At 60.3% G+C, this 15706-nt stretch carries 14 protein-coding genes; 4 read left to right on the forward strand and 10 right to left on the reverse strand.

Annotated elements, in window-relative coordinates; translation table 11 throughout:
- Nucleotides 1-88 precede the first annotated feature (88 nt).
- A complete protein-coding gene (gene yccS / locus IT895_RS18605) occupies nt 89-2287 on the forward strand; it encodes a YccS family putative transporter (protein ID WP_085920020.1) in 2199 nt (732 codons plus the stop codon).
- Here the strand turns inward: yccS and recG are convergent.
- Both recG and IT895_RS18615 read right to left on the reverse strand, forming a co-directional pair.
- Nucleotides 2284-4362, reverse strand: coding sequence for an ATP-dependent DNA helicase RecG (gene recG / locus IT895_RS18610; protein ID WP_199284327.1), 2079 nt, complete (start codon nt 4360-4362; stop codon nt 2284-2286). The genes yccS and recG overlap by 4 nt on opposite strands.
- Nucleotides 4359-5288 (reverse strand): hydrogen peroxide-inducible genes activator, encoded by a 930-nt coding sequence (locus IT895_RS18615; protein WP_085920018.1) that lies wholly within the window; start codon nt 5286-5288, stop codon nt 4359-4361. Before IT895_RS18615 ends, recG begins: the two co-directional genes overlap by 4 nt.
- 182 nt (nt 5289-5470) lie before the next feature.
- Here IT895_RS18615 and IT895_RS18620 point away from each other — a divergent pair, with 182 nt between their 5' ends.
- Nucleotides 5471-6352, forward strand: a complete 882-nt coding sequence (locus IT895_RS18620; protein WP_085920017.1) for an SDR family oxidoreductase — start codon at nt 5471-5473, stop codon at nt 6350-6352.
- Nucleotides 6353-6420: 68 nt separating this feature from the next.
- Here the strand turns inward: IT895_RS18620 and IT895_RS18625 are convergent, their stop codons facing one another.
- The 4 genes from IT895_RS18625 to gmk all read right to left on the reverse strand — a co-directional run bounded on the left by IT895_RS18625 (nt 6421) and on the right by gmk (nt 10051).
- Complete coding sequence (locus IT895_RS18625; RefSeq protein WP_085920016.1) at nt 6421-6810, reverse strand: RidA family protein; 390 nt, start codon at nt 6808-6810, stop codon at nt 6421-6423.
- Nucleotides 6811-6908: 98 nt separating this feature from the next.
- Nucleotides 6909-9038: a RelA/SpoT family protein gene (locus tag IT895_RS18630; protein ID WP_199284328.1), complete on the reverse strand. Its 2130-nt coding sequence runs from the start codon at nt 9036-9038 to the stop codon at nt 6909-6911.
- A gap of 28 nt (nt 9039-9066) precedes the next feature.
- Nucleotides 9067-9327, reverse strand: coding sequence for a DNA-directed RNA polymerase subunit omega (gene rpoZ / locus IT895_RS18635; RefSeq protein WP_085920014.1), 261 nt, complete (start codon nt 9325-9327; stop codon nt 9067-9069).
- Nucleotides 9328-9418: 91 nt separating this feature from the next.
- Nucleotides 9419-10051, reverse strand: a complete 633-nt coding sequence (gene gmk / locus IT895_RS18640; protein ID WP_085920013.1) for a guanylate kinase — start codon at nt 10049-10051, stop codon at nt 9419-9421.
- A 116-nt stretch (nt 10052-10167) separates the two neighbouring features.
- Between gmk and IT895_RS18645 the strand changes: the two genes are divergently transcribed.
- Entirely contained in the window at nt 10168-10863 is a 696-nt protein-coding gene (locus IT895_RS18645) for an extensin-like domain-containing protein (protein ID WP_199284329.1), read from the forward strand.
- Here the strand turns inward: IT895_RS18645 and IT895_RS18650 are convergent.
- Nucleotides 10860-12074 carry an MFS transporter gene (locus tag IT895_RS18650; RefSeq protein ID WP_199284330.1) on the reverse strand — a complete coding sequence of 405 codons (1215 nt, stop codon included), beginning with the start codon at nt 12072-12074 and terminating at the stop codon, nt 10860-10862. The two genes, IT895_RS18645 and IT895_RS18650, sit on opposite strands and share 4 nt — an antisense overlap.
- Nucleotides 12075-12259: 185 nt before the next feature.
- On the opposite strand from IT895_RS18650, the gene IT895_RS18655 reads away from it, so the two are divergent.
- Nucleotides 12260-12871, forward strand: coding sequence for a DNA-3-methyladenine glycosylase family protein (locus IT895_RS18655; protein ID WP_199284331.1), 612 nt, complete (start codon nt 12260-12262; stop codon nt 12869-12871).
- Between the two features lie 25 nt (nt 12872-12896).
- On the opposite strand, the gene IT895_RS18660 is transcribed toward IT895_RS18655, so the two are convergent.
- The 3 genes from IT895_RS18660 to IT895_RS18670 form a co-directional block, all read right to left on the reverse strand.
- Nucleotides 12897-13772, reverse strand: coding sequence for a pirin family protein (locus IT895_RS18660; protein WP_199284332.1), 876 nt, complete (start codon nt 13770-13772; stop codon nt 12897-12899).
- Nucleotides 13773-13872: 100 nt separating this feature from the next.
- Nucleotides 13873-14448 carry a histidine phosphatase family protein gene (locus IT895_RS18665; protein WP_199284333.1) on the reverse strand — a complete coding sequence of 192 codons (576 nt, stop codon included), beginning with the start codon at nt 14446-14448 and terminating at the stop codon, nt 13873-13875.
- Nucleotides 14449-14657: 209 nt separating this feature from the next.
- The gene (locus IT895_RS18670) at nt 14658-15698 is read right to left on the reverse strand and encodes a zinc-dependent alcohol dehydrogenase family protein (RefSeq protein ID WP_199284334.1); all 1041 of its coding nucleotides are present in this window, start codon (nt 15696-15698) and stop codon (nt 14658-14660) included.
- Between the last annotated feature and the right edge of the window lie 8 nt (nt 15699-15706).

Here is a 15706-nt window from a genome sequence, read left to right on the forward strand (position 1 = left end):
TAGATCAGCGTTGCAGACAGGCGCTACCCAAACCCTCTATACTATGGTCTCGACTAAAGTCTAATAAAAGCGACCACCAAGAGACCCTATGCCCATTGCATTACCGCTGCGCCGCCTCTGGACGCTGGATAAGTTCGCCTACAGCGTGCGCGTGTTTATCGCCTTCAGCGGTGCGCTACTGCTCAGCGCGCTGCTGGGCGATGTCGCCTTGGTCATCCCGCTGTTTCTGGGCATTATCGCCTGCGCACTGTCGGAAACCGACGACAGCTGGGAGGGCCGCTTCCAGGCCCTGCTGGTCACACTTGCCTGCTTTGCCTCGGCGTCGTTCATCGTGCAGTGGCTGTTCCCGTGGCCGTGGCTGTTTGCCCTGGGGCTGGCGATTTCGACGTTTACTCTGATCATGCTCGGGGCCATTGGCCAACGCTACGCCACCATCGCCTCGGGTACGCTGATTCTGTCGATCTATTCGATGATCAACATTGAACAGCATGGCGGGGTGGATGAAGACGTCGCCTACCGCCAGCTTCTGCTCCTGGCGGGTGCTGCCTGGTACGGCGTCATTTCGGTCATCTGGTGCGCGCTTTTTTCGCGCCAGCCGGTCAAGCAGAGCATGGCGAGGGTATACAAGGCACTGGGCGAATTTCTGATCTTGAAGTCGGCCTTGTTCGAGCCGGTCCGGGGTGTGGATGTCGAAGCCCGCCGCGTGGCGCTGGCACGCCAGAACGGTAAGGTCGTTACCGCGCTTAATCAGGCCAAGGAGATGATCTTTCGCCGCCTGGAAGGCCAGCGGGGTGACCAGAAGCTCAACCGGTATCTACGCATCTACTTTATCGCCCAGGATATCCACGAACGGGCAAGCTCAACCCACTACCCGTATAGCGCCCTGACCGATGCGTTCTTTCACCATGACGTGCTATTTCGCTGCCAGCGGCTGCTCGATCAACAGGGTCGTGCCTGCCGTCAGTTAGCCAAGTCGCTGCTGCTCAACCGCCCGTTCGGCCACGAACAGAGCGAACAGGCACTGGCCGACTTGCGCGCCTCGATCGATAACCTGGGCGACCAAGGGAAACCCGAGTGGCAACCGCTTATGCGCCCGCTCAACGCCCTGGCGGATAACCTGACCACCCTGGAAGCGCAGATTGCCAGCGCCCACAATCCGGATACCGGCAGCGAACGCCGTGACAGTGCGCTTTACGACCGCTCACCCTCTAGCCTGCTGGAAGCCTGGAGACGAGTGCGGCTCAACTTTACCCTGGGCTCGCCCACCTTTCGCCACGCCGTCAGGCTGAGTACCGCGCTCGTGGCAGGCTATGGGCTACTGCACTGGCTTGATCCGGAGCAGGGCTTCTGGATCCTCTTGACCACGCTGTTTGTCTGCCGACCCAACTTTGCCACCACACGACGGTTTCTTTCTCAGCGGATCATCGGCACGGTGTTGGGGTTAGTCGTCGGCTGGGCATCCATCAGCCTGTTTCCCCACCCGCTGGTGCAAAGCATGATCGCGGTGGCGGCGGGGGTGTCGTTTTTTGCCAATCGTGAAAAGCACTACGTGATCGCCACCGCCTCGATCACCCTGCTGGTGCTGTGTAGTTTCAATCAGGTAGGTGACGGCTTCGATCTTATCTGGCCGCGCCTGTTCGATACGCTGATTGGCGCCCTGATAGCCGGCCTGGCGGTGTTCTTTATTCTGCCCGATTGGCAAGGGCGCCGGCTTAACCGTGAGGCTGCACATGCGCTGACCAACCATCGCCGCTACCTGGAAGAAATCATTCACCAGTACGAAGAAGGCAAGCAGGACGATTTAGCGTATCGCCTGGCACGACGCAATGCGCATAATGCCGATGCGGCGTTGTCCACGCTGCTGACCAATATGCTTCACGAGCCGGGGCATTACCGTAAGCAGGATGCCGACAACGGGCTGCGCTTTCTGGTGCTTTCCAACACCCTGCTGAGCCACCTTTCGGCCCTCGGCGCCCATCGCCACCAGCTAGCCGACGACGAGGACGACAGTGCGTCCGTGCCCGCCGCCAAGCGCATGTGCGAACTGCTCGACCAACTCGCCGAGCAGCTACAAAACCGCCAGCCAATAACCCCGCTGTCGGCCCAGGCCGAGGCGCTGATCGCGCAGCTCGATGAGCAAGGCCCGCCCAAAGAGGAAAACGCCGTCACACGTTACCGGCCGATCCAGAGCCAACTGCGCCTGATTGCGAACCAGTTGGCACCGCTGAGCGACGCGGCGAGTCGTCTTATCAGCACTAACGGAACTGACGACCCTGGCTTGAGTTAAACCTGCCCATAGCGCCCGGCGGCTTCGCCCAGCCAGCGGCGCACCAGCACGGTGGTGATGTCCTTGTTGCCTTGCAGCGCCTGGGCCAGCGCCGTGACCTGGTCCAGCAGGTCAGCATCGCGTTCCAGATCGGCAATTTTCATCTGCGCCAGGCCGGTCTGGCGGGTGCCGAGGACTTCGCCGGGGCCACGAATTTCCAGGTCTTTCTCGGCGATGCGGAAACCATCGGTGGTTTCGCGCATCACCGCCAAACGCTGACGGGAGGTTTTGGACAGCGGCGGGTGGTAAAGCAGCACGCAGAAACTCTCGGTACTGCCGCGCCCCACGCGGCCGCGCAGCTGGTGCAACTGGGAAAGCCCCAGGCGTTCGGGGTTTTCGATAATCATCAGGCTGGCGTTGGGGACGTCCACGCCCACCTCGATCACGGTCGTGGCGACCAGAAGGTCCAGCTCGCCTTCTTTAAACGCCGCCATCACCTCGGCTTTTTCGCTGGACTTCATGCGCCCGTGCACCAGGCCAATGGCAAGCTCCGGCAGCGCCTCGGTAAGCTCGTCGCGGGTGACTTCCGCCGCCTGGCACTGCAGCGCTTCGGACTCTTCGATCAGTGTGCACACCCAGTAGGCCTGGCGGCCTTCGCTGCAGGCGCGCCGGATACGCTCGACCACTTCCGGGCGGCGCTCGTCGGAGACCACCACGGTCTTTACCGGCGTGCGGCCGGGAGGCAGTTCGTCGATCACCGAGACATCCAGGTCCGCGTAGGCACTCATGGCCAGCGTGCGGGGAATGGGCGTGGCGGTCATGATCAACTGATGCGGCGTCAGCCCCCCCGCTTCGCCTTTTTCACGCAGCGCCAGGCGCTGGTGCACGCCAAAACGGTGCTGCTCGTCGATAATCGCCAGCCCCAGGCATTGGAAATGCACATCGTCCTGAAACAGCGCATGGGTGCCCACCACCATGCGCGCACGGCCATCGGCAATCGCCGCCTTGGTATCCAGCCGCGCTTTGCCTTTGAGCTTGCCCGCCAGCCAGGCCACTTCGATGCCCAGTGGCTCAAACCAGGCTTTAAACGAGCGGTAGTGCTGCTCGGCGAGGATTTCGGTGGGTGCCATGATCGCCGCCTGGCAGTTCCCTGCCAACGCCGACAACGCCGCCATGGCGGCGACCACGGTCTTGCCCGAGCCCACATCGCCTTGTACCAATCGCAACATGGGGGCAGGACGGGCAAGGTCCAGAGCAATTTCTTCCAGCACCCGCCCCTGGGCACCCGTCAGAGCGAAAGGCAGTTGGGCAAGAAAACGCGCCTGAAGGCTTCGCCCGGAAGGTAACTCAGGGGCGCCATCTGACTGAATGCGCAAACGTACCTCACGCAGGCTTAGCTGGTGAGCCAACAGCTCTTCCAACGCCAGACGCCGCGTCGCCGGGTGCTGGCCGTGGGTGAGTTGCTCCAGGTCGGCATCCGGCGGCGGCTGGTGGAGAAGCTTCAGGCTGGCGTGCAGTCCGGGTAGCTGAAAGCGCTGGCGCAGGGCGTCGGGAATAACGTCGGGCAGCGCCTCGGGCTGATTTTCCAGCAGTCCCAGCGCCTGCTGGGTCAACGCGCGCAGGCGCGTTTGATGCAACCCTTCGGTGGTGGGATAAATCGGCGTAAAGTACTCGTCGACCGGCGTTTCGCTGCCACCGCTCAGCCTATATTCGGGGTGATAGATTTCCAGCCCCGTCGCCCCAGCGCGCGCTTCGCCAAAAGCTCGTACGGTGGCCCCGGGCCTAAGTTGTTGCTGCTGGGCGGGGGAGAAATGAAAAAAACGCAGGCTTAAAATGCCGCTATTATCGCGCAGCCTCACCAGCAGGCTGCGTCGGCGCCCTTTGACCACATCGCAGGCGGTGACCTCGCCCTCGATGACCGCCTCGCTGCCCGCGCGTAGCTCGCCGATAGGTGTCAGCCGGGTGCGGTCCTGATAGCGCAATGGCAAATGAAACAGCAAGTCGCTGACCTGCTCGATCCCCAGGCGGCCGAGCTTCAGCGCCAGTGCTTCACCAACGCCTTTAAGGGCGGTGACCGGTGCCGAAAGCGCCGTCATGAGGCAACCGTCGACGCCTGGGTTGGCTGACGACAATGATTGATGGCGTTGATCAACGCATCAATGGCTTTGGGGCGCGGAAAGCTGGCCCGCCAGGCAATCGCGACCGTTCGCGAAGGCGCGGGGCTGACAAAGGGGCGACTGACCAGCATGGCGTTTTCATACTGGTCGGTACCCAGCGCCGACTGAGGCAGTACGGTGATGCCCAGCTTGGAAGCCACCATATGCCGGATTGTCTCCAGCGAGCCACCTTCGGCGATAAGCGTGTTATCGGGGTTATTGAGCTTTTGCGTGATCGCGGGACAGGCTTCCAACAACTGGTCGCGGAAGCAGTGGCCCTCGCCCAGCAGCAATAGGCGCTCTTCCAATAGCTCTTCTTTATGGATCGCCTTCCGCGCTTCCCAGCGATGCTTGGCAGGCAGCAGGACTTCAAAGGTTTCATCGTAAATCGGCTTGGTCACCACGTCGGTCTCGGTGAACGGCAACGCCACGATGATGACATCCAGCTCACCGCTGCGCAGCTTGGTGCGTAGCCCGCCAGTCAACCCTTCTTCAATATACAGGGGCATTTGCGGCGCAGCCTTGGCAAGCTCAGGTACCAGGTGCGGGAACAGATAGGGGCCGATGGTGTAAATGGCCCCGATCCGCAGTGGATTGGCAAGCTGGTCTTTACCCGCACTGGCCATATCAAAGATAAGGCTACTCTGCTCAAGCACACGCTGTGCCTGGGCAATGATCTTTTCACCTAACGGCGTTACCTGGACCGTCGCCTTGGAACGCTCGAACAACGGCGTTTCCAGTTCATCCTCGAGCTTTTTGACAGCCACCGACAAGGTGGGTTGGGAAACATGGCAGCGCTCGGCGGCACGGCCAAAGTGGCGCTCCTGGGCAAGGGTTACGATGTAGCGAAGTTCTGTTAAAGTCATAGTGGTGCCAGTGGCATCCTCTCGTAGCAGCTTGTGACTAGCGATCGCGACAGTTAGCGGGTAGGCAACGGACAAACAAGCCCTGCTGACGATGTCGTCTCTACGATTGCTTCTATATATAAGGAATTGTAGATCAGGGACCTTGTATCTAATAGGGATTATTTATCAACAGGAGCGAGCAAGTGACGCTAACCGTACTGATTATTGGCTGTGGCGATATCGGCATAACGCTCGGTCGCGAACTGCTTAGCGAAGGACATCGCGTGATTGGGGTTCGTCGCCATGTCGATGCTCTACAAGATACCGGTATCGAGCCCTTGGCACTGGATCTCAATGAGCTCGAAGACGCCGACGCCAAGGCACTCCCCGAGGCGGATTACGTCATTTACACGGTAAGCGCCGACCACTTTGAAGAAAGTGCCTACCAGAGTGCTTACCCCGAGGGCTTGAAGCGGGTATTGAGCGTCATGGAACAACACGCCACACCGCCCCGCCGCGTGTTTTTCGTGTCGTCGACCAGCGTCTACGGCCAGCAGGAAGGCGAGGTGGTCAACGAGGAAAGCCCAACCGAACCGACAAGCTTCTCCGGCACCCTGATGTGCGAAGCCGAGCAGGCGCTTATCAACCACCCGCTACCCGGCACCGTGGTGCGTTTTTCAGGCATCTACGGTCCTGGCCGCGACCGGCTTATCCACCAGGTCGCCGAAGGCCGGATCGCCGCGGTCACCCCGGTGATCTATTCCAACCGCATTCACCGCGACGACTGTACCGGCATTCTGGCCCATCTGATTCACTGCCAGGAAAACAGCCAGCCATTGGCGGACCTCTATCTGGGCAGCGATTGCGAACCGGTCACGATGCACAACGTGATGGACTGGATTGCCCAGCAACTCAAAGTCACGTCCACGGACACGATGCAATCGCCGCTGCGTCGTCGCACCAGCAAGCGTTGCGATAACCGGCGTATCCTGGAAACCGGGTATCAATTCCGCTACCCAACGTTCCGCGAGGGCTACGCTCAGGTATTGAAAAAAGGTGGCTTCTGGCGCGTGCAAAAGGCTTAACCGTCCGCCACATGCTCACAACACTGCCATGAGTCTCCAGCTTGCTCATGGCAGGTGTTTTTTCTGCCTTAATCGCCAATGACCATGACGGCTTCGGCTTCCACCTGGCTCCCCTTCGGCAGCGCTTTTACCCCTACCGCGGCGCGGGCCGGGAACGGCATGTCGAAAAACTCTTCCATCACCTTGTTCACGATCGCAAAGTTATCCAGCTCGACCAGGTACAGGTTCAGTTTGACGATATCGCCAAGCGTCCCGGCAGCTTCTTCGCAGACCGCCTGAAGGTTGGTAAATACTTGACGAGCCTGCATTTCAAAATCGTCTGACACGATTTCCATGGTGGCCGGATCCAGCGGAATCTGGCCCGACAGGTACACGGTATTGCCTGCTTTAACCGCCTGAGAGTAAGGGCCGATAGCGGCGGGGGCTTTCTCGGTGTTGATAACAGCTTTGTTGCTCATTGGATGTCATGCTCCTTGGTGCACTCAACGTTGATCATGGTGGTCTCGCCATCGCTAACGCTGCCAGCCTTGGGCCAGCAGGTTGCCACAGCGGGCACTTAATTGGCCATGCGGGTTATTTTGCTGACGTTAGGCAGGTTGCGAATACGTTTCATGATGCGGGCAAGGTGAACGCGACCCTTTACCGAAAGCGTGAGGTTCACAGTGGCAAGGCGCGCATCGCGCTCTTCAATCCCGATGCGCTCGATGTTGGCATCCGCATCGGTGACCAGCCCGGCGAGTTGCGCCACGATCCCTCGGCGACTTTCGATTTCAATGCGCAGGACAACCGGGAAGTCTTCGTCGATGTTCTCTGACCATTCCAGCGCAAAGACTTTGTCAGGGTCGTCTCTGTCCAGCAGGTTTTTACATTCAGACCGGTGAACCACAAGCCCTTTACCCATCGAAAGATGGCCAATAATGCTATCACCGGGCAGCGGGTGACAGCAGCGGGCAAAGTTAATCACCATGCCCTCGCTGCCGCTTATCACCACCGCCTTTTGGCTGGTGCCCTCATTGATCAGCTCGTTGGGATGGCCGTCCGCCACATCCACCAGCCGTCGTGCCACGACGTGGGCAACGCGGTTGCCAAGGCCCAACGACTCCAGTAGCGCTTCTTCTGACGCCACGTCGAGTTGCTCGAAGGCGCGGTTTAATACCGTCGATTCCAGCTCTTCCAGGCTGGTATTGAAGGGGGCCAGTGCCTTGTTCAGCAACCGCCGCCCGAGCATCACCGCTTCGGTATGCCGCTGATGCTTGAGGGCATGACGAATGGCCGAGCGCGCCTTGGCCGTGGTGACGAAGTTCAGCCACGCCAGATTGGGGCGCGCCCCCGGCGCCGTGATAATTTCCAGCGTCTGGCCGCTCTCCAGACGCGTGGAAAGCGGCGCCAGATGGCGATCAATACGGCAGGCGATACAGTGGTTGCCGATATCGGTATGCACCGTATAGGCGAAGTCGATCACCGTAGCGCCCTGGGGCAGCTCCATGATATCGCCCTTGGGGGTAAACACGTAGATATCGTCGGGAAACAGATCGTTTTTGACGTGCTCGATAAACTCCAGGGAATCCCCGGCGTGGCGCTGCATCTCCAGAAGCCCTTTCACCCAGGCGCGGGCGCGGGCGTGGCTGCCTTCGGCGATCGGGTGCGAGGTTTGCCCGGCTTTATACAACCAGTGGGCGGCAATGCCGTTATTGGCCATGGCCTCCATTTCGCGGGTGCGAATCTGCACCTCTATCGGCATCCCCCGCGCGCCAAACAGGGTGGTATGCAGACTCTGGTAGCCGTTGGCCTTGGGAATCGCGATGTAGTCCTTGAACCTGCCCGGCACCGGCTTATATAGGTTATGCACCACACCCAGAATGCGGTAGCAGCTGGCCACATCGTCGGTAATGATGCGAAAACCGAACACATCCATGATTTCGACAAAGGGTTTGCGCTGGTCGCGCATCTTGCGATAAATCGACAACAGATGCTTTTGGCGGCCGACGACCGTACCGCTCAAGCCTTCGTCGTCGACGCTTTGTTGCAGCGTCGCCTGGACTTCCCGCATGGCACTGCGCCGATGCCCACGCGCTTTGGAAACAGCGCGCTTGATACGCTCCGAACGCATCGGATGAATCGCCTGAAAGGACAGGTCCTCGAGCTCGACGCGGATGGTGTTGATGCCTAACCGCCCGGCGATGCGGGCATAGATTTCCAGGGTTTCGCGGGCGATGCGGCGCTTTTTATCGGGACGCAGCGCGCCCAGGGTGCGCATGTTATGCAGCCGGTCGGCGAGCTTGACGATAATCACGCGGATATCCCGGGACATCGCCAGGACCATCTTCTGGAAGTTTTCCGCCTGGGCGACGGCTTTATCCTCGAAGGTGATCTGGGTCAGCTTGGAAACCCCGTCGACCAGTTCTGCCACCGGCTCACCGAACTGGGCGCCTAGGGCTTGTTTCGACACCCCGGTATCTTCAATGACATCGTGCAGCATGGCGGCCATCAGGCTTTGATGGTCCATGTGCATGTTCGCCAGGATGTTGGCCACCGCCAGCGGATGGGTAACGTAAGGTTCACCGGAGCGACGCCGCTGGCCATCGTGGGCCTGTTCAGCGTAATAAAAGGCGCGTTTGACCTGTTGGATCTCGTCGGGGGGTAAGTAGCCGCCGAGTCGGTCGGCCAGGTCATCAATGGTAAACATTCACCGCGCCTCTAATCGGTCGTGAATCCTATTCGTCGATTTGTGCGCTGGGAGCCATTGCTGGACGAGCGCGAACAGGTGCTTCAACCGGTTCGTCCAGTACCGTGTGATCGACCAGACCCGCTGCGATTTCACGCAGCGCCATGACCGTGGGCTTGTCGTTTTCCCAGGGTAACTGTGAGTCACGGGTGCCCCGCGCCAGCTGACGGGCACGCTGGGTGGAAATCATCACGAGCTTGAAACGGTTTTCTACATGATCAAGACAATCTTCAACGGTGACGCGAGCCATGGGGTGCCTTCCTGTAATAACGATGCTGAATCGCGTCCGAGAGAGATCAAACGGGCCGATCCAGCTAAAGAGGGTAGTAGAACCGTGTAGATTACTCGACGCCGGGCGCCTGTGACAAGAGCGTTGCCAGCAAGGGCGCGTGGCGTTCGCTCATTAACGGGCGCGCCAGGCGGCGGCTAATGACCAGCGACTGCAATTCCTGCAGGGCAGTGGTGAAGTCATCGTTGACTACCAGGTAGTCGTATTCGTCGTAGTGCGACATTTCGCTGATCGCATCACGCATGCGTCGCGCAATGATGGCGTGCTCATCGGTTCCACGGCTGGCCAGGCGACGCTCCAGCTCGCTGCGCGACGGTGGCAGGACAAAAATCGACACGGCCTCGGGCATTTGTTCGCGCACCTGGCGCGCGCCCTGCCAGTCGATTTCGAGAATCACGTCCTGGCCGGCATCAAGTACCGTTTGGACGGCCAGGCGCGAGGTACCGTAATAATTATCGAAAACCTTGGCGTACTCAAAAAACTCGCCACGCGCAATCATCGCCTCAAAGGTTGCCGCATCGGTGAAGTGGTAATTCACACCATCGACCTCCCCCTCGCGCTTGGCCCGGGTGGTGTGCGATACCGACACCTGAATGCCATCGAGGCTTTCGATCAGCTCGCGCACCAGGCTGGTTTTACCCGCCCCCGATGGGGCAGAAACGATAAACAGTGTACCTTGGGACATACGCGCTTCCCTTGTTGGCGAGGTAAACTCATGCAATTAGAGCAGTGTAGAAAAGGGTCGCAGTATCGCACACCCGTCGCGACGACTGTAGCGTTTCGCAGAACAGGGAGGTCACGATGCGAAGTAGCTGGCTGATACTGGCACTGATCGCGTTAGCCGTTGCCCTGCAAAAGGGCGTCATCGACATTCCCCGCCACTGGTCACCCTGGGCACCGCTATACGTCGACGACCCGATAACACCGGTCACGTCGCTAAAACTGAGCCGCCTGGAACATGACCGTGACGGCTGCCTGGCCGCACTGGACAGCGTGCCGGATGATGCGCTGCACTATTCCCCTCTGGCCGACTACACCCCCGTCGATAGCTGCCCGCTTGAGAACGTGGTGCGCCTTGAAGCCAGCAGCGTCGCCTTCAACCAATCGTTTGTAGCCAGCTGCCCCTTGGCGCTTGCCTGGGTAATGTTCGAGCGCCACGCGCTGCAACCCAGCGCCGAGACCCTTCTCGGCACCCGGGTACGCCAAGTCGACCATGTGGGAAGTTTTGCCTGCCGCAATGTGTACGGTCGCGAAAGCGGACGGCGCAGCGAACACGCCACCGCCGAGGCGCTTGACGTGACCGGCTTTCACCTCGCCAACGGTGAGCGCATTACCCTGCTTGAGGACTGGGGCAACGATGGGCCAGCGGGAGCGTTTCTGCGCGACATACGCGACGATGCCTGCGACTTTTTCGGCAACACCCTGGGCCCCGACTACAACGCCGCCCACGCCGACCACTTTCATTTCGGGATGCGCGGCTTTCGCCTCTGCCGTTAGGTGGCGTCCGCCATGCGGGCCGGGGGATAACGTTTCTCCAGCCAGCGCCCGGCGGCAAACAGCACGAGCCCGCACAGCGCCAACCCGGTTCCCACCAGGCCGGTGCTCGACCAGTTGAAGCCCGCGCTGATGACAAGCCCGGCAAGCCAGGCCCCCAGCGCATTGGCACCGTTGAAGGCCGCGTGATTGAGCGATGCCGCCATGGTTTGGGCATCCTCGGCGACATCCATCAAACGGGTTTGCAGCGAAGGCGCCAGCGCCATGCTGGTGCCCACCAGCCCCACAAACAGCAGCCCCGACCAGACATTATTCGCCGCGAAGTAAAATAGCCCCTGGATCACCGCACACCACAGCAGAATAGACGGAATTGCGCGCATCAGGTTTTTATCCGCCAGACGCCCGCCGATCAAATTCCCGGCGATGGAGCCCAGGCCGAAGATTACCAGCACCAAGGGCCCCAGCGCTTCGCTCATGCCCGCCTGCTGGGTCAGCGTCGGCATCACGTAACTGAAAATGGCGAACATGCCGCCGCAGCCGATACAGGCGATGGCCAAGGTAACCAGCACGCGCTGCTTGACCAGCGCCGACAGCTCACGCAGCGGGCTCGCCAGGGCATCAACGGGCTGAACCGGTACGTAGAACCGGGTCAACAGCGCGGTAAGCAGCGCAATGCCGCCCACTGCGGCAAAGGCAATCTGCCAGCCGAAAAAGCTCCCGGCCCAGGTGCCCAGGGGGGCGCCCACCAGAATCGCGACAGTCAGGCCCATCATCACCCGAGCAATCGCCCGTGCCCGCTGATCGACGGGCACCGCCCCGGCGGCCACCAGAGCGGCAATGCCAAAGTAGGCGCCGTGAGGCAGCCCGGCGATAAAGCGCAGGCCCACAAACGACCAGAAGCCCGGCGCCATGGCACTGGCAATATTGCCCACGGCAAACACCAGCATCAGCGCGATCAGCAGCGCTCGCTTGGGGACCCTTGCCGCCAGGGCAGAAATCAGCGGCGCACCGACCACAACGCCCAGGGCGTAGCTGCTGATCGCATAGCCCACCTGGGGCACAGTGATGGCCAGATCCTCCGCGATGCGATTCATCAACCCCATGATGACGAACTCGCTGGTGCCGATGCCAAAACCGCCTAGCGCCAATACAAATTCAGCCAGCCGCGGGTTACGCGCCAGCCCTTGAGACGATGATGCCGTCGATTCCTGCATGCTTATCTCCTTGGGATACCGACCGATGGTATCGCGATGGCGCAAATGATCGCAGGATTAGACGAAAGTAGAAACATACTGCGCTTAAAAGTTAGCGGGCGAAAGGGAAACTCCGCATGGGGTTAATCCCATTAGTGTCCTAGCTTTGTTAGTGTGTTTTTTATTTCTCAATACTCGAGACGCTGATGAACCCAGATACCATCGAACAGGCTATGGCAGCCCTCGCCAAGGCCGACCCGGATATCGCCCGTGCTTACCCCCTCGTGGGTGCGCCTGAACCACGCCAGCGCGATCAGGGCTTTGCGACATTTTTCAGTACCATTGTCAGTCAACAGCTTTCCACCGAGGCCGCCCGCGCCATCATGGGCCGTATCAATACGCTGCTCCCCGAGCTCCATGCCCAGGCGGTGATCGATATCGACAGCCAAGCACTGCGTGATGCCGGGCTCTCCTGGCGCAAGATCGAATACGCCAAGGGGCTCGCAGAAGCGGAGCTGGCGGGCACCTTTAGTGCCGATGGGCTTGAACACCTCAGTGACGACGACGCCATCGCCGCGATTACCCAACTGCGCGGCTTTGGTCGCTGGAGCGCCGAGATTTACCTGATGTTCTCGCTTAAGCGCCGGGATATTTTCCCCGCCGACGATCTGGCGTTGCGTGTGGCACTCGGCCGCTTGAAAGGTATGGATGACAAACCCACGCCCAAGCAGGCGCGTCAGTTGGTCGAGCCCTGGGCACCCTGGCGCACGGTGGGGTCGCTGTTCTTGTGGCACTACTATCGTGGTGAACCGGTGTAGATACGCGCCTGCAACACCATTACCATTAGGCGTCTAACCCGCCAAATTTACCGTTCTGATAGTCCTCAACCGCCTGAACAGTCTCTTCGCGGGTGTTCATCACAAAGGGGCCGTGAGAATAGATGGGTTCGTCGATGACATCACCGTGACCAAACAACAGTCGAGCATCGCTGCTGGCTTCAATCACCAGGCTATCGCCTGCGCGGTCTACTTCGATCAGATGGTGAGGCTCAACGGGTTCGCCGCCCACCTCAACGTTTCCTTCCACTACATAGAGAAATACCTGCCGCCCAGACGCTACCGGTAGCTGTTCTCGCGATCCAGCAGGCAACCCCAGCGTCGACATAAACACACCGGTCAGCGTCTCGATAGGGCCAACGCTGCCCTGCCATTCACCGGCGATCAGGTTTAGCTCACCGCCCCCCGGCAGCGCCAGCGAAGGGATGTCGTCATGCTGGAGCCCCACGTAGTGCGGCTTGCTCATCTTCAAGCGCGCCGGAAGATTGACCCACAACTGCAGAATTTCCAGCGGGCCACCGTCGCGTAGAAACTCCTCAGGCGAAATTTCCGCATGCACGATACCACTGCCTGCCGTCATCCACTGCACGCCACCGGCGTGAATCACGCTTTGATGCTGGGTGCTGTCGGCATGGGCAAGCGAGCCTTCGAGAATAAAGGTGACCGTCTCGAAGCCCCGGTGCGGGTGTGGGCCGAACGGCAGGCCCTGATTATGGGCCGGATACGTCTGGGGGCCGTGGTGGTTAAGAAACAGAAACGGATCGAGCTGCTCGAGCTGCGGTCCCGGCAAGGGCCGCCGGGTGACCAGATCGCCGATATCGTCGCGCCTGGCCGGGTGCTGGGCGATGACATGACGCGCTTGCTGGGTGCTATTCGAGGACATAACCATCTCCTTATTAATATCCCCCAGCGTAAAACCTCAACGCCCCCATGAGGAGCGAATAATTTGCCTCGTTTCATTGAAGGAAATTGGTAGAAACCGGCTACGGCGCGCGAACGTCCAGTCGGCCCACCACCTCCAGCCCATCCGCGGTCGGGCGCACCACCACCATCTCGCCCGACCCCACGCCGCGGCCGGTCAGCGCCGAGATATTCACCTGATGGGTTACCAGCAGCATGTTGCCTGACGTTTCCCAGGCGGCTATCTGCTCAAGAGCAGCTTGGGTGATGACGTCCCGATCACCGCGTCCGCGAAAGAACGAGTCCAGCCACGGCGCAGGCTCGACGTCGCCAAGCTCCATGAGCTCGGCGGTATCCAGCGCCCGACACCAGCGCGACGCGTACACCGCACCGATGGGAATATCCCGCTCGCGAAATGCCTCGCCAATCGCCCGCGCCTGGGCACGCCCCTCCCCAGACAGGTTGCGCTGGGTCTCGCAGCGGCCACGTTCGAACCCGGGCGGGTCGCCGATGCCCGGCGCCAGCGCATGGCGCATCAGCATCACCAGACCGCCTTCTTCAAGCGACTGCCAGATGGCCTCGTTTGCCTGAACACCGAGCGGCAGCGCGCCCATTATGGCAAGGAGTAGGGTTAGTATTATGTGGCGAAGGGTGGGCATGGGGATTGTCCTTCAATCATTGATGAAGCATTGGCCAAGCTAACGGCAATAGGCATGTGATATTCACCAACCTTCCCGATTCAATACGCGACAGGCATTTGCCATGGCAAAGCCTAAACGACTTGGCGCGGCGATACGCGCTGACCCAGCCAGCCCCATTCAACGCAAGGATAGCTTCCTCATCAGGCGCAACGCCTGAGCACGCTTTCTCAAAACGCCGTCACTACCGTCACGCCCACCCCTTCGAACTTATCCATGTTCATCAGCGCCTCAATGGACTGCTCGAGGGTGATGCGCCTACCGATAAGCCGCTCAGGCGCCAGCTTGCCAGACTGAATCATCGCCAGCATGGCGCCGTAACGATGCGCCTGCATGCCATGACTGCCGAGTATTTCAAGCTCGTTGGCAATCACCTTGCTCATGGGAATAGCCGGTGTGCTGTTCTCCGCCAACATCAGCCCGACCTGAATATGCTTGCCCCGTTTACGCAGGTTGCTGATGGAGTTAAAGCAGGTCGTCGGGTGCCCTAGCGCATCCAGTGACACGTGAGCGCCTCCCCGAGTTATGTCCGCCACCGCCTCTACCACATTGGCCACCTTGGCGGCATTCACGGTGGCAGTCGCGCCCAATTGGCGGGCCAGAGCAAGCGCTTTTTCCGAAATATCGATAGCGACAACGTTAGCGCCGATGGCGTTGGCAATCATCACGGCGGATAGACCCACACCCCCGCAGCCATGAACCGCCACCCACTGACCGGCCGAGGTTTGACCCTGATCGACCACCGCCCGAAAGGAGGTGACGAACCGACAGCCCAGGCTGGCTGCCGTGGCAAAGTCGAGCGTTTCGGGCAGCGCGACCAAGTTGACGTCGGCGTAGTGAATACTCACATACTCGGCAAAAGACCCCCAGTGCGTGAAGCCGGGTTGGAACTGACTATCGCACACCTGATGGTTCCCGGCATGGCACTCAGGGCAAGTGCCACAACCACCGACGAACGGCACCGTGACGCGATCGCCAATGCGCCACTGTTTGACGTCCTTGCCAATCGCTTCGACAACGCCTGCCAGCTCATGCCCCGGCACATGAGGGAGCTGGATATCGGTATCGTGCCCCACCCAGCCATGCCAGTCGCTGCGGCATACCCCGTTCGCCATTACCTTAACCACCACGCCATGCGATTCTGGCGCCGGATCTGGCAACTGCTGTATATGGAGAGGGGCGGAAAACTGCTCAAAAACAACGGCTTTCATAAACGACT

It is taken from the genome of Halomonas sp. A40-4 (assembly GCF_015767635.1).
Taxonomy (GTDB): Bacteria; Pseudomonadota; Gammaproteobacteria; order Pseudomonadales; family Halomonadaceae; genus Vreelandella; species Vreelandella janggokensis.

What these genes read in the sequence shown, in the direction of transcription:
- yccS (WP_085920020.1), top strand. Translation starts at nt 89, where the DNA reads ATGCCCATTGCATTACCGCTGCGCCGCCTCTGGACGCTGGATAAGTTC.
- recG (WP_199284327.1), bottom strand. Translation starts at nt 4,362, where the DNA reads ATGACGGCGCTTTCGGCACCGGTCACCGCCCTTAAAGGCGTTGGTGAA.
- IT895_RS18615 (WP_085920018.1), bottom strand. Translation starts at nt 5,288, where the DNA reads ATGACTTTAACAGAACTTCGCTACATCGTAACCCTTGCCCAGGAGCGC.
- IT895_RS18625 (WP_085920016.1), bottom strand. Translation starts at nt 6,810, where the DNA reads ATGAGCAACAAAGCTGTTATCAACACCGAGAAAGCCCCCGCCGCTATC.
- IT895_RS18630 (WP_199284328.1), bottom strand. Translation starts at nt 9,038, where the DNA reads ATGTTTACCATTGATGACCTGGCCGACCGACTCGGCGGCTACTTACCC.
- rpoZ (WP_085920014.1), bottom strand. Translation starts at nt 9,327, where the DNA reads ATGGCTCGCGTCACCGTTGAAGATTGTCTTGATCATGTAGAAAACCGT.
- gmk (WP_085920013.1), bottom strand. Translation starts at nt 10,051, where the DNA reads ATGTCCCAAGGTACACTGTTTATCGTTTCTGCCCCATCGGGGGCGGGT.
- IT895_RS18645 (WP_199284329.1), top strand. Translation starts at nt 10,168, where the DNA reads ATGCGAAGTAGCTGGCTGATACTGGCACTGATCGCGTTAGCCGTTGCC.
- IT895_RS18650 (WP_199284330.1), bottom strand. Translation starts at nt 12,074, where the DNA reads ATGCAGGAATCGACGGCATCATCGTCTCAAGGGCTGGCGCGTAACCCG.
- IT895_RS18655 (WP_199284331.1), top strand. Translation starts at nt 12,260, where the DNA reads ATGAACCCAGATACCATCGAACAGGCTATGGCAGCCCTCGCCAAGGCC.
- IT895_RS18660 (WP_199284332.1), bottom strand. Translation starts at nt 13,772, where the DNA reads ATGTCCTCGAATAGCACCCAGCAAGCGCGTCATGTCATCGCCCAGCAC.
- IT895_RS18665 (WP_199284333.1), bottom strand. Translation starts at nt 14,448, where the DNA reads ATGCCCACCCTTCGCCACATAATACTAACCCTACTCCTTGCCATAATG.
- IT895_RS18670 (WP_199284334.1), bottom strand. Translation starts at nt 15,698, where the DNA reads ATGAAAGCCGTTGTTTTTGAGCAGTTTTCCGCCCCTCTCCATATACAG.